Genomic DNA, 14,145 nt, shown 5'->3' with positions numbered 1-14,145 from the left:
CCACAACGCCACGCTGTCTCCCCCGTGGTATGCCTTACGCGATCGCCTCGGGTGGCCTTGATGGACGCCCGGCTGCAAACAATGACTCGATACCGTAGGTTAGCGATACGACGCCCACCTCATGAAAGACGGCGCGCGGTACTATCTTCGTCGGCCCCGTCCCGTATACCCCTGTCCCATGGAACTGAAGCAGATCCAGTACTTCATCGCGCTTTTCGAAGAAGGCACCGTCACGCGCGCCGCCAGGCGGCTCAACATCGCGCAACCGGCGCTCAGCATGCAGATCGCCAAGCTCGAAACGGAAATTCGGCAGAAGCTCTTCGAGCGTGGGCCGCACGGCATGGCGCCGACCGAAGCCGCACGGTTGATGTACCGCCTTTACACGCCGATCATGCGCGACATCGATCACGCACGCGAGCACCTGAGTCGTCGCGATGTCATCGTGACGGGCCGCGTGTCGCTGGGCATGGTGTCGTCGGAGGCGCAGAGCGTATTGCCCGAATCGCTCGCCAGATTCGATGCGCTTTTCCCGCAAGTCGAAGTCTCCGTCGCCGATGGCTTCAGCGCGCAACTGATCGACGCTGTCGAATCTGGCCGGCTCGATGCCGCCATCATCAATAAGCCGCGCGGACGGCTGACGCTCCACGTAGAGCCTTTGCTCGTCGAAGAAATGGTGCTGGTGACGAGCGTGGCGCAAGGCCCAAAGCTGCCCGACGAGATCGATCTCACGCAGCAGTTGAGCATCGAATTCGTGCTGCCCACGCGCCGCAACGGCCTGCGAGGCGCGCTCGATGCCGCGCTGATGGCGGCTGACGTCGTCATCAAGCCGAAGTTCGAAATCGATCTGCTCAGCACCATCGTGCAGTTCGTTGAGCAGAGCAGTGTCGCGACAATCCTGCCGCGCGTCGTCGTGCAGGCGAAAGTGGACGAAGGGCGCTTGCGCGCACGCACGATCGCGTCGCCGCCGATCGTGCGCCACATCATTCAGGTCACGCATCCGAAGCGGCCGATCGGGCCGGCCGCCCAGGCGCTCATCACGATTATCACTGATGAGATAAAGCGCGTGACGACGGGTGTTTTGGGGAAACAAGCGCCTTAGCGGCCGCGTTCCAACGGTTCGCGCGCACTACTCGGAACGTCGCTGCGCGTGCCGAACAGCGTGTCGCAGATCGGGAACGTGAGGTTGAAGTTCTGTGTCGCCATCACTTCGGGATCGTGGTGTGTGGCGTGCAGGCGCCGAACTGTGTTGACGAGCGGAACGCGGTCGAGGAACGGGCTGTCGGTGACGTGTGAGAGCGTATGCAGGCCCTCGTACATCAGAAAGTACGCCGCCATCGTGAGCAGCGCGATGTAGCCTGCGTTGCGGGAGAATACGAACCCAATCACGAGCGCGAACGGCACGGCCGCCAGCACGAACGCAACCGGCGCAAAAGGCGGAAACAGCAGCGCGCGCCAGTGACGGTGACCCTTGTATTCAAGCGTCACATGTGTGAAGAACCGGTGATGGACGGCGCAATGGCGCTTGTAGATCATGCTGAAATACTTCGTCGGACGATGCAGCACGTAGCGGTGCGCCGCCCATTCCGCCCAGTTGCCGAACAGAAAGAGCGGAATGACCGCCAGCCATTCGGCGAGCGTCGGTGCATGAAGCTGCATCAGGCAATACACGATCACGCCGCCGGTGAAGAGCAATGTGAAGCCGAGGTGCATTTCGCCGCGATACCACCATGGCGTGGCATTGACATACTCGTCACGGAACTTGTAGGAACGCGCACGAACGTCTTCTTCGTATTTCATCGATGTCTCCGGCTGTTGTGAAAGGCGTGCGCCCGTTGGCGTCCGCCGTTATGCCCAATGACTCAGGAGGGACTGCGCGCGGAACCGCCTTCGAGCTTGCCGAGCGTCTCGGGCACGACGAATGCGCCCACGAGAAAGATCACGCTGATCGCGCCGACGAAGATGGCTAGCGTCATCGGCAACTGGCTCGCGTCCTTCGCCGCCAGCGACACGGCCGTCGGCATCACTCCGCCGATCGCGAAGCCGATATTCCACGAAAGGCCCGTGCCGGTCGCGCGGATCGAAGTCGGGAAGCGTTCGTTCAGGAAGATCAGGATCGGCGCATAGCCGGCGCTGCCGAGCGCGCTGAGAAGGACTGCATAGACGCCGACCATCATGATGCTGTTAGCGGTAGGCAGCAGCAAAAATAGCGCGGGCAACGCGATGAGCCGGATGATGCCGATCAAGATAAACGCGCCCTTGCGTCCGATGAACGTACTCACGTGCCCTGCCGCGACCGAAGCGATCACCACGGCCACGCTGCAGATCATCAGGATCGCGGCGGCGGCACCGTTCGGCGCATGACTCACGACTTTGAGGAACGTCGGCAGGTAGCCCGATGTCAGGTAGTAGCCGCTGCCGCCGCCGATAGTCAGCAGCAGATTGACGAACAGCACGCTGCGATATTCACGCGAGAAAAGCGTGCGGATCGGCGAGCGCGCCACTTCGACGGTCGCGCTCTTGACCTGCGCGGTGGCCCTCGCAGCCTTTTCGGCGGCGAGCTTCTTCCACAGAGGCGACTCTTCAAGGCTGTTGAACACGAAGAGACCAAGCACCGAGCTGATGATGCCGGTGAAGAACATGCAGCGCCAGCCCCATATGTCAAAGGCATCGCCGGGGAAAAGCGCCGACATCGCGAGGAACGTTACTGAAGCGAGCAGCGCGCCGAGTCCCGCGCCGCCGCCGCCGATCAGCCCCGACACCGCGCCGCGATACTTCGGCGCGACGGATTCGGTGCCAATGGTATGCGTGGATGCGACCACGCCGCCGACGAACACGCCCTGCACGAGACGCAGCAGCAAGAACAACACCGGCGCGACGACGCCCGCCTGCGCGACCGTCGGCAGCACGCCGAAGGCCGCCGTCGACACGCCGACGCCGACGACCGCGACGATCATCGCGCCCTTGCGGCCGTGACGGTCCGCGTAAGACCCGAAGAGCGCGGAGCCGAGCGGCCGCATCAACAGCGTCACCGCAAACGACGCGTAGACCGCAGCGAGCGAAAGCATCGCGTGCTCGGACGGGAAGAACAGACGCCCGACGATCGGCGCGACGTACAACAACACGAACAGGTCGAACAGATCGAGCGCCCAGCCCATGCACGACGCCAGCACCGCGCCCATGATCTGCCGCTGATTAACCGGAAGCACGGTGGCCCCGTCTTGCGCTGCTACAGACATTTGTATCTCCTTGTGTGTCACAGGCACGCTTTGTTGGATGCGCGCTCTTGTCGAGGTTGAAAAATCGTCAGTGGGCCGCGGCGAGCGGCGATGCCACGCTCGCCCGTCGCTGGGCAACCATCGCATCGGCGATTTTCTCGGCGATCATGATGGTCGGTATGTTCGTATTCGCCGATGGCAGTCGCGGCATCAGCGATGCATCCACAACGCGCAGCCCTCGTGTGCCTCGGACGCGGCCTGCCGTGTCGGTGACGGCGTCGCGGTCCTGCGCGCCACCCATGCGGCAGGTGCCGCTCGCATGCCACACGCCGAACACGTTCGCGCGGATGAAATCGGTGAGCGCGCGCTCGTCGTGGATCAGCGAAGTCATCTTCAGGCCGCGCGTGAAGAAGCGTTCGATCAGCAGACGCCGCAGCGGCGCCGGTGTGTCGAGCAGCACGCCGAGCATCGAAGTCAGCAGCGCATTGCCTTCGCCGACCTTGCTCAGCGCCTTCACGCGCGGCGAGAAAGCCGCGGGAAAGAAGTCGCGCGCATCGCGTCCCAGACCCGATGCATCGACAATGCGCGCCAGCATCCGCACGCCAGCGGCGAGCCGTTGCAGATCGCGTTCGTCGTCGAGCAGATTCAGATCGACGCGCGGCGCAACGGCCGCATCGGGCGACGCCAGTTGCACGCGGCCACGCGAATACGGCCGGTTGCACCACAGGAAAAAGAGGCCGAGCCGGTTGCCGAGCGCATGCCACGCGGCGCGCGTCGCGCTCGACAAATACAGATCCGACTCGTCGCAGCCCGCGACGCCCGAACTCATGCGCGCGGCCATCATGCTCGCGCGGCGTCGCGCGAGCGGCATCCGAAAGCGCGGCTCGAGAAAATGACAGAACGTGAGCGACGGATGATCCTGCAGATTGCGTCCGACGCCCGGCAAATCCACCGTACACGGGATGCCCATCGCCACGAGTTGGCGCGCATCGCCGAGACCGGCGCGCATCAGCATCGCGGGCGACTGCAACGCGCCCGCGCTCAGCACCACTTCACCCGCATCGAAACGCACGCGCTCGCCGTTCGCCGCAATCGCGACGACACCGCGCGCCGTCGCGCCTTCCATCACGATGCGCTCGACGCGCAGATTCGAATAGATGTTGAGATTCGGGCGCTTGCGCGTGGCTTCGTCGAGATAGGCGATGGCCGTCGACACGCGCTTGTCGTCGAGGTTCGAGAACGCGCCCGGAAAGAAGCCGTCGCCGAATTCGCCGTTCTGGTCCTGAAGTTCCGCGAAGCCGTTCGCGCGCAAACCCTTCGCGAATGCATGACAGAACGCCGGCCAGTCCTTCGGCAAGATGCGGCGGATCGGCACGGGACCGTCGCCGCCGTGCAACTCGCCGCCGGGAAAGTCCACGTCGCGTTCGAGCTTGCGAAAGTACGGCAGCACCTCGCGCCACGACCAGCCTTCGGCGCCGTTCGCGGCCCATTCGTCGTAGTCGCGCGGCAGGCCGCGATTGGCCGACTGCACGTTGATGCTCGACCCGCCGCCCATCACGCGACCCTGCTCGTAGACGCGCGGCGCGGCGTCCTGCGTGGCTTTCGCTTGCAGATCGGGCCAGATGTACGTGTCGCCGCAGAAGACGGGCATCGGATAGCTGTCGAGTATCGCCGCGGGCACCGCGCCCGGCGGCGTATCGGCGCCCGCCTCGATCAGCGCGACGCGCACCGACGGCTCCGCCGACAGCCGATGCGCAAGCACGCATCCCGCCGAGCCGCCGCCTACGATCACGTAGTCGAAGCGATCCATCGCGTTGTCTCCTCTTGTCTCGTCCGCCGCGCGGCGTGTCCGGTATCAGCTGCCGCGAAACACCGGCTTGCGCTTGCCATGAAACGCTTCGACGCCTTCGCGGAAATCGTCCGACGCGCGCAGACGGCTATAGCAATGCCCTTCAAGTTCGATCGCGATCGACAACGGTGCGTCTTCCGAATCGTTCAAGAGCTTCTTCGCGGTGCGCTGCGCGAGCGGCGAGAACGCGCGCAGCTCGTCGACGAGCGCATCCGTCGCCGATTCGAGTTCGGCGTCCGCGACGCATTCGACGGCGATGCCCCACTCGTACGCCTGCTTGCCCGGAATGCGGCGCGAGCGCATCACGATGTCCTTCGTGCGGCCGATGCCGACCATCGACTGCAAACGCGCCGAGCCGCCCGAACCGGGAATCTGGCCGAGCTTCTGCTCCGGCAGCGCATAGAAGGTCGTATCGGTGACGATGCGGAAATCGCACGCCAGCGACAACTCGAAGCCCACGCCGAAGCAGAAGCCGCGATTGGCCGCGATCACCGGTTTGGAGCACCGCGCGGGCGCCGCGATGTTCCAGGCGAGCTTCGATACGTGCTCCGGCGAGGCTTCCAGAAAGCCCTTGATGTCGCCGCCGCTCGAAAAATGCTCGCCCTTCGCGCGCACGACGATCACGCGCACGCGGTCGTCCTCGTCGAGGGCTTCGAACACGGCGCGCAACTGCTCGCGTGCGTGCATCGAAATGACGTTGAACGGCGGCCGATGCAGGATGATGTCCGCGCGCTCGCGCTGCGCGTCGATTTCGACCGAGAAGCCGTCGAGGTCTTGCAGCAGCGTCTGGCCGCGATGGTTGAGATCACTCATTGTGTTACTCCTTGGTGGTTGCTGTAGGTTGCGCGGCCTGCGCTTTCGAATCGGGCGTGTACTCGCCCGCTTGCAGCTTGCGGCGCAGAATCTTGCCGACCGGCGACTTCGGGATGTCGTCGACGAAGACGTAATCGCGCGGGCGCTTGAAGTTGACGAGGTCGGACTGGCGGCACCATGCATCGAGCGAGTCGGAATCGACGTACTCGCGGCGCTTGATGAATGCAACCACACGCTGGCCCCAGCGCTCGTCCTTGATGCCCGCGACCGCGACTTCGTCGACGGCAGGATGCAGCGACAACACCGATTCGATATCCACCGGCGAGATGTTTTCTCCGCCGCTGATGATCATGTCGTCGACGCGGCCGGTCACGTAGAGATCGCCGTCGGTATCGAAGTAGCCGGTGTCGCCGGTGAAGTACCAGCCGTCGCGCAGCGACTTCGCGTTGGCGTCCGGACGGTTCCAGTAGCCTTCGAACGCTTCGTCGCCGAGCAGGTCCACGATGATCTGCCCTTCTTCGCCGACTTCGGCGATCTCATCGGGCGAGAGCGCATCGAGCTTCACGACGCGCAGCCGCGTATTGATGCCCGCGCGGCCCGCGCTGCCGGGCTTCTTTGTCGCGTCCTGGTCGATGCTGAACGTGTAGACCTCGGACGAGCCGTAGTGATTGACAAAGAGCTCCGGCTCGAACGCGGCCGAGAGGCGCTTGAGCAGGCCGTCGTTCATCGGTGCGCCCGCGAATCCGAGCTTTCTGACCGACGACGTGTCCGTGCTCGCGAACGCGCTGTCGGCGAGCAGATCGTGATAGAGCGTCGGCACGAGATAGAGGCAGGTGAGCGCGTGCTTCGAGATGCATTCGAGCGCGAGCTTCGCGTTCCAGCGCCGCACGCAGACGAAAAGGCCATCGACGAGCGCCATCGCGAGCAGCGAGCGCACGCCCATCGTGTGATAGAGCGGCATCACGCCGAGCGTGCGTTCGCCGCGCCTGTACAGGTTCTGCGCGACGTGCGCGAGCGCGCCCGCGCGTTCATGCCGATGCCGGCGCGGCACGCCCTTGCCTTTGCCCGTCGTGCCCGACGTGTAAAGGAACAGCGAGATGTCGTCGGCGGTGGCGTGCGTCGTGTCGGTCACGTCGCCGCTGCGTGTTCGTTCGACGATGAGCGCATCGAAGGCGGTGGTGCGGCCGGGTGCATCGTCGAGTCCGACGCGCGGCACGTTTTGCGCGGCGGCGCTCTGCGCGACGGAATCGGCGCTGACGGGTTCGTAGACGATCGCCTTCGCCCCCGCGTCGGTCACGCAGTAGTCGACTTCTTCCGGCTTCGCGCGCCAGTTGAGCGGCACGATCACGATGCCCGCAAACTGTCCGGCCCAATGCAGCGTCGCCATCTCCCAGCGGTTTTGCAGCACGACGAGCAGCCGGTCGCCGCGTTGCAGGCCGAGCTCGCGCAGGCCATCGGCGACATTCAGGATCATGCGATGCCACTGCGCGTACGTCAGTTGCACATCGCCATCGACGAGCGCGAGCGCGTTCGGACTGCGCTCGACGCTTTGCAGGAACGTGCGTCCGAGATCAAGCATGTTCGACCTCCTTCGTGCTTGCCTCGGCCCGGCGGCGCGCGGCCACGTCGAGCACCGCGGCCACGATGGGCGTGTAGCCCGTACAGCGGCAGATATGACCCGAGAGCATCTCGCGCACTTGCTGTTCGGACGGATCCGGCACGCGCCGCAGATAATCCGCGCACGACATCAGAATGCCCGCCGTGCAGAAGCCGCATTGCAGCGCGTGATGCCGCTGGAACGCCTGCTGCAGGTCGCCAAGCGTCTGATCGGGCGCAAGGCCTTCGACGGTATCGATATGCCGCCCATCGGCCTGCACCGCGAGCATCAGGCACGAGCGCGCCGCGACGCCATCGACCTGCACGGTACAGGCGCCGCACACGCCGTGTTCGCAGCCGACGTGCGTGCCCGTCGCGCCGAGTTCGTGCCGGATAAAGTCCGACAGCAGTTCGCGCGGCTCGCAATAGCCGCTTCGTTCGCGGCCGTTCAGCGTCAGCGCGATGCGCTGCGCTTTGCCGTGCCGCATGATGGTGCCCGACATCTTGCTCACTTTGCCTCCTCGATCACGCGCCATCCGAGTCGCCGGACCAGATTCCGGCGATATTTCGCGCTGATGTGCGCATCGTCCTGCGCGTTCAGTTTCCAGCTCAAATCGTTCAGTGCGCCGCGCAGGTCGTCGCCCTGCAGACGCGGCCATTGCTCCGTCACCGGCCGGTCCGCGACGCCGCCGACTGCAATACGGATCGACTCGTCGGTGACCACGGCCGCGCACGCGGCGATCGCGAAATCGCCGTGTCGCGCGGAAAATTCCGCGAACGCGTAGCGCTCGCCTGCCTTGCGCAGCGGGAAGCGCACCGCTTCGACGAGTTCGTCGGGCTCGCGCGCGGTCATCAGCATTCCCTGAAAGAAGTCCTGCGCGGCGAGCGTGCGCCGCCTCTTTCGCGAGCGCAGCATCACGTCGCCGCCAAGCGCGGAAAGCACGAGCGGCAACTCCGCGCTCGGGTCCGCATGCGCGATCGATCCGCACACGGTTCCGCGATTGCGAATCTGAAAGTGCGAGATATGCGGGAAGGCCATCGCGAGCAGCGGCGCTTCGTCGGTGAGCGTGCTGCGCCATTCGACGCTGCCTTGCGTCGCCGCGGCGTTCACGACGAGATGCCCCGCCTGCTTGTCCACGCGCACGGCATCGAGTTCGGCGGTGCGCGAGATATCGACGAGCACCTTCGGCTGCGCGAGCCGCATGTTGAGCACGGCCATCAGCGACTGGCCACCCGCCAGCACGCGCGCTTCTTCGCCGTATTGCGCGAGCGCGTCGAGCGCGTCTTGCGCGGTCATCGCGCGCAGGTAATCGAACGGTGCGGGCTTCATGCGTGTCTCCTGAAACGTGCGAGGAGTCTCGCGATCCACGATCCGTGCGCTTGCACGGGCTTGCCCGCCGCCTGCCGGCCGAGCGATTCGAACAATTGCCTGAGCACCACCTTCGCCGCGCCTTCGAGCATCCGGCCGCCAACCGCCGCGACCTTGCCTGACACCTGCGCGTCGTAGTCGTACGTGAGGCGCGTGCCGCTGCCCTGCGGCGTCAGTTCGACGAGACCGCTGCCGCGGGCGCTGCCGAGCGGCGAGATCCCCGCGCCAGCGAGTCGCAGGCGGCGCGGCGCATCGATCTCCGACAAGCCGATACGCGCCTCGAAGCGCGCCTTGATCATGCCGACGCCCACCGTCACGTCCGCGCGATACTGGTTCGGCGCCGTCTCTTCGAGCGCGTGACAGCCGGGAATGACGTTCGCGAGTGCCTTCGGATCGAGCAGCACGGCGAACACAGCTTCGGGCGTCGCGGGCAGATCGACAGCGCCCTGCGCCGTCAGTGCGCGTCCGCCGCCGGGCGTCGCGGGCTTCGTGGCGGGCGCTTCGCGATATTCCGGCCGCGACGGTTCGGGATCGTCCATGCCGATCATCGCCATCACTCTGGGCGGCGTGAGCGGCAGGCGAATGTCTTCGACGCCGAGCGCGTCCGCCACCGCATTCGCGATGCACGGCGGCGTGCTCATGTTGTTGCCTTCGCCGAGACCCTTCGCGCCAAGCGGCGTGAAAGGCGAAGGCGTCTCCAGATGCACGATCAGCGGATCGGGCACTTCGCAGGTCGTCGGCATCAGATAGTCGGCGAGCGTGCCGGACTGGAAGCTGCCGTCCGCGCCGTAGCGGAACTCTTCCATCAGCGCCGCGCCGACGCCTTGCGCGAACGCGCCGCGAATCTGGCCATCGGCGAGTGCGGGATTGAGGATGGTGCCCGCGTCGTGCACGGTCACATATCGGTCGACGCGCACGCGTCCCGTCACGCGATCCACTTCGACGCCGCACATGTCGAACGCGAAGCCATACGCCGCCGATGTATTGATGCGGTCCTGTTCGTCGGGCGCATCCATGTGCGGCGGCGACCAGAACACGGTTTCGCGCAGGCCCGGCTCTTCGCCCTCGGGCAACAGCGCGGGCGCCCAGTGCGGTGCATTGCTCGCGGCGCGCGCGAACGGCAGCGCGCGGTCTTCGGCGTCGTGCGCAAAGACGCGCGCGCCTTCGAAGCGCACGTCGCCGGGCGCGCAGTTGAACTGCTTCGCGAGCACGCGCGCGAGCTTGTCGCGCACGCGCGTCGCGGCCAGATGCACCGTGCCCGCCACCGCGCCCGCGAAGCGGCTCGAATAATTGCCCGCCGCGACGGACCAGGCGTCCTTGTGCGTATCGAATTCGACGTTGACGACGATGTCCTTCGGATCGAGCCCGAGCACATCGGCGACGACTTGCGCGCACACCGTCATGTGGCCCTGGCCCGCTGGCGTCGATGCGATCGTGACGACCACGCCACCGAGCAGATCGACGCTGACGGTCGCGCTCGCGATCGCGCCGTTCTTCGGCCCGGCCTTCCTGCGTGCGTCGGCGGGCATCACGGTCGTGATGTAGCCCATGTTCGATACCGACGGCTCGACGATCGCCGCGAAGCCGATGCCATACAGCCGCCCTTCGTTGCGCAAGGCGTCACGGCGCGCAACAAGTTCCCGGTATCCGCCTTCGTCGAGTGAACGGCGCAGCGCTTCCTGATAGTTGCCCGAATCGAGCAGCGCGCCCGCCGCCGCGCGATACGGGAACGCATCGGCGGGAACGAAGTTGCGGCGATACACGTCGAGCACATCGAGCTTCAGTTCGATCGCGATGCGCTGGATAAGCCGCTCAAGCGCGAAGTACACCTGCGGCCCGCCGAAGCCGCGCACGAGCCCCGTCGGCGTCTTGTTCGTCAGCACGACGCGATTGCGCACGAGCAGATTCGGGATCGCGTACGCGCCCGTCAGGCAGCCGTGCATCCGGTAGAACGTCGCGGGCTCGGGCGCGCGCACGTAGCCGCCGACGTCTTCCAACTGATCGTAGGACAGCGCGACGATGCGGCCATCCCCTTCGACGGCCGCTTCTATCGTTGAAACACGCGCCGTCGCCGATGTCGCCGCGCTCAGGTGTTCGAGCCGATCCTCGACCCACTTCACCGGCGCGCCCGCCTTGCGCGACGCGAGGCACATCAGCACGACATACGGAAACACGGCCTGCTTCACGCCGAAGCTGCCGCCGGAATCGCGTGGGGCCTTATGACGCAGGCGATTGGCGGGCACGTTCAACGCCATTGCCATGACGGCGTGCAGCGAGAACGGCCCCATGAAATTCGACGTGACGTCGTAGCCTTCGTCGCCCGAAAGATACTCGGCGATGACCACGCCGCACTCGATCGGCGCGCACGTGTTGCGCGGATAATGCGCGACCAGCTTCACGCGATTCGGCGCGCGCTCGAAGGCCGCTTCCGGCTCGCCGTAGCGGAAATGCCGGTCGCTGATGACATTGCTGCCGACGCGTTCGTGCAGCACCGGCGCGTCGTCCTTCGCGGCTTGTTCGATCGACGTCACGGGATCGAGCATCGCGTAGTCGACCTTGATCAGATCGAGCGCGTCTTCCGCGAGCGCACGCGATTCGGCCATCACGACCGCGACCGGCTCGCCGACGTAGCGCACGCGGTCCATCGCGAGCGCCCACTGTTCCATCGGCGACTTCACGCCGACGACGAACGGTCGCGACCACGGACGCAAATCGTCGCGCGTGAGCACGGCGCGCACGCCCGCGAGTTTCGACGCGGCTTGCGTATCGATCGAAAGGATGTCCGCGTGCGCGTGCGGCGAACGCAGAATCGCGGCGTGCAGCGTGCCCGGCTTGACAGCGATGTCGTCGCCATAACGGCCACGGCCCGTCAGGATCGCCGGGTCTTCGAGGCGCTCCATCGGGCGTCCGATGTGACGCTGCGGTGCGGTCGCTTCGCGCATCTCTTTGCCGGCGACGCGCGCGTCCATGTCGGCAAATGCGGTTTCGCGCTGATTCATGACGTTACTCCTCAAGTGCGGCGCGGCCGCCGAATTCATCTGCGAGACCGCTCCAGCGGCGCGTAATCTCGTCGTGCTCGATGCCGAACAGATCGAGAATGCGCCCGACCGTGTGGTCGACCACGTCCTCGATAGTCTGCGGATGCGCGTAGAACGCGGGCACCGGCGGCATCACGATCGCGCCCATTTCCGTGGCGAGCGTCATGTTGCGCAGATGCGCGAGATTGAGCGGCGTTTCGCGCGCGACCAGCACGAGGCGGCGGCGCTCCTTGAGCATCACATCGGCGGCACGCGTCAGCAGGTTGTCCGCGAAGCCGTTCGCGACGCCCGCGAGCGTTTTCATCGAACATGGCGCGATCACCATGCCTTCGGTCAGAAACGATCCGCTCGCCACGGCCGCGCCGATATCGCGCACGTTGTACACGACATCGGCAACGGCTTCGAGATCACCACGCGCGAAGCCGAGTTCCTGTGCGGCCGTCACCGCGCCCGACGACGACACGATGAGATGCGTCTCGTGCGTGCCGAGCCGGCGCAACGCGGCGAGCAAACGCACGCCGATCACCGCGCCGCTTGCGCCCGAAATGCCGACGACGATGCGCTTCTTTCGTTCAGCCATGATCGCGCGACAAATAGGCGTCGAACGCGCTGTTGTCAGCGGCGACGAGTGCGTGCAGATCGACCGTGTCTTGCCCCGGTATGTGCACGCGCGTGAACACATGCGCGGGATACACGACGGGGCGCGTCGCATCGAGGCCCATCTTCGCGCTCACGCCTTGCAGATGCGACGGCGCATCGTCGGGCTGACCGACCGTCGTCGATGGATCGAGCGGCGAGCCTTGCGCGCCCGCTATTACGACGAGATCGCGGTCTGCCTGGAAGCGCGTCGCGATCGCCCATTCGATTTCGGCGGGATCGTGCACGTCCACATCGGCATCGACGACGACGACCTGCTTGATGTCGTAATGCGCGCCGAACGCGCACAGGATGACGTTCTTCGCTTCGCCTTCGCGCTTCTTGTCGAATTGCACCCACAGGTGATAGCGGCACACGCCGCCCACCGACAGATGCACGTCCCTCACGGCAGGATGGCTGCGCTGAAGATGCGCGAGCAACGTGGCTTCGCGCGGAATCGCGCCGAGCAGCAGATGCTCCATTTCCGCGGGCACGATCGTATGAAAGATCGGATCGCGCCGATGCGTGACGGCCGTCACTTCGATGACTTCGCGTGCTTCCTTAGCGCTGTAGTACTTCGGAAATTCGCCGAACGGACCTTCCGGCTCGCGCACGTTCGGCAGAATGCGCCCTTCGATGACGATCTCCGCAAACGCCGGCACGTGCACGCCGTTCGTCATGCATCGCGCGACAGGCAGCGGCGCACTGTGCAGCGCGCCCGCGATTTCGAGTTCGTCGTGATCGATCGGCGTGATCGCTTGCGACGCGAGCATCGTCAGGGGATCGACGCCAATCACGATGGCGACGTCGAGCGCATCGCCCGCTTCTTCGGCTGCGCGCTGAAACGCGTAGAGATGGCGCGGCAGCAGCAGGATCGCCATGCGATCGGGGCCGTGCACCTGAATGCGGTTGATCGAGACGTTCTGCACGCCGGTGCGCGGATTGCGCGCGATCACGAGACCGGCGGTGATGTACGGGCCGTTGTCGTGTTCGCTGTGGGTGGGAATGGGCAGCAGCGCGTGAAGATCGATGCCGCTCGTATGTACCACTTGCTGACAGGGCGCGTCCTCACGTTGAATCAGTTTCGATGCGAGCGGCGCGGCGGCTGCAGCGGAAAAACGCGCGAGCAACGCGGATTCATCGACGCCCATCGCTTCCGCGATCCACGCGCGCTTCGACATGAAGCCGCTCACGACGGGCATCGCATGTCCGTGCGGCTGCGTGAAAAAAGCAGCTTGTTCGCCGTCGAGCCGCTTCGCAATGGCGGCGAGTTCGTGCTCGAGCGCGACGGGCTTGTCGATCGTGGCGACACGACCGGTTTTCGCGAGATGCGCGAGCCAGTCGCGCAGCGACAGCGAGCCGGTGTCGGCGTGATCCCGTGCCCAGGCGAATGAGGGAATGCCGTGCGTTGCGGCATCGCGTGTGTTCATCATCGTCTCCATCTGTGAGCGCCTGCCATGGCAAGCGCATGGGATGAAGCGTAGCGAGATCGCGCCATAACATCTAATACTGTTTACTGATGCGACGAATCATTCGTTCTTATATCCGTGTTAGCCCGGATGACAGCGTTCTTACAGTTACGTATGAATAGACCGCTCGCGCACGCCCTTACGGAAGGGCGCGCCACGA

At 65.4% G+C, this 14,145-nt stretch carries 11 protein-coding genes; 1 reads left to right on the top strand and 10 read right to left on the bottom strand.

Translation table 11 applies throughout. The features are described from left to right. Nucleotides 1–178: 178 nt before the first annotated feature. A complete protein-coding gene (locus M3I54_RS32230) occupies nt 179–1,099 on the top strand; it encodes a LysR family transcriptional regulator (RefSeq protein ID WP_254343158.1) in 921 nt (306 codons plus the stop codon). On the opposite strand, the gene M3I54_RS32225 is transcribed toward M3I54_RS32230, so the two are convergent. The 10 genes from M3I54_RS32225 to M3I54_RS32180 form a co-directional block, all read right to left on the bottom strand. Then, complete coding sequence (locus M3I54_RS32225) at nt 1,096–1,797, bottom strand: sterol desaturase family protein (protein ID WP_254343157.1); 702 nt, start codon at nt 1,795–1,797, stop codon at nt 1,096–1,098. The genes M3I54_RS32230 and M3I54_RS32225 overlap by 4 nt on opposite strands. A 62-nt stretch (nt 1,798–1,859) precedes the next feature. Next, nucleotides 1,860–3,236 (bottom strand): MFS transporter, encoded by a 1,377-nt coding sequence (locus tag M3I54_RS32220; RefSeq protein ID WP_254343156.1) that lies wholly within the window; start codon nt 3,234–3,236, stop codon nt 1,860–1,862. 67 nt (nt 3,237–3,303) lie between these two features. After that, complete coding sequence (locus M3I54_RS32215) at nt 3,304–5,025, bottom strand: GMC family oxidoreductase (RefSeq protein ID WP_254343155.1); 1,722 nt, start codon at nt 5,023–5,025, stop codon at nt 3,304–3,306. 45 nt (nt 5,026–5,070) lie between these two features. Next, nucleotides 5,071–5,877, bottom strand: a complete 807-nt coding sequence (locus tag M3I54_RS32210; protein WP_254343154.1) for an enoyl-CoA hydratase/isomerase family protein — start codon at nt 5,875–5,877, stop codon at nt 5,071–5,073. A 4-nt stretch (nt 5,878–5,881) separates the two neighbouring features. Beyond that, complete coding sequence (locus M3I54_RS32205; RefSeq protein ID WP_254343153.1) at nt 5,882–7,456, bottom strand: AMP-binding protein; 1,575 nt, start codon at nt 7,454–7,456, stop codon at nt 5,882–5,884. Then, complete coding sequence (locus tag M3I54_RS32200; protein WP_254343152.1) at nt 7,449–7,985, bottom strand: (2Fe-2S)-binding protein; 537 nt, start codon at nt 7,983–7,985, stop codon at nt 7,449–7,451. The genes M3I54_RS32205 and M3I54_RS32200 overlap by 8 nt, the downstream gene beginning before the upstream one ends. Next, nucleotides 7,982–8,803 carry a xanthine dehydrogenase family protein subunit M gene (locus M3I54_RS32195; RefSeq protein ID WP_254343151.1) on the bottom strand — a complete coding sequence of 274 codons (822 nt, stop codon included), beginning with the start codon at nt 8,801–8,803 and terminating at the stop codon, nt 7,982–7,984. Before M3I54_RS32195 ends, M3I54_RS32200 begins: the two co-directional genes overlap by 4 nt. Next, nucleotides 8,800–11,841 (bottom strand): molybdopterin cofactor-binding domain-containing protein, encoded by a 3,042-nt coding sequence (locus M3I54_RS32190; RefSeq protein WP_254343150.1) that lies wholly within the window; start codon nt 11,839–11,841, stop codon nt 8,800–8,802. Before M3I54_RS32190 ends, M3I54_RS32195 begins: the two co-directional genes overlap by 4 nt. A 4-nt stretch (nt 11,842–11,845) precedes the next feature. Further along, the gene (locus M3I54_RS32185; protein WP_254343149.1) at nt 11,846–12,460 is read right to left on the bottom strand and encodes a UbiX family flavin prenyltransferase; all 615 of its coding nucleotides are present in this window, start codon (nt 12,458–12,460) and stop codon (nt 11,846–11,848) included. Beyond that, nucleotides 12,453–13,946, bottom strand: a complete 1,494-nt coding sequence (locus tag M3I54_RS32180; RefSeq protein ID WP_254343177.1) for a UbiD family decarboxylase — start codon at nt 13,944–13,946, stop codon at nt 12,453–12,455. Before M3I54_RS32180 ends, M3I54_RS32185 begins: the two co-directional genes overlap by 8 nt. Nucleotides 13,947–14,145 lie beyond the last annotated feature (199 nt).

Origin of the sequence: Paraburkholderia sp. CNPSo 3274, from assembly GCF_024206475.1 — a bacterium.
Lineage (GTDB): Bacteria > Pseudomonadota > Gammaproteobacteria > Burkholderiales > Burkholderiaceae > Paraburkholderia.
This window is presented reverse-complemented; position numbering and strand designations above follow the sequence as displayed.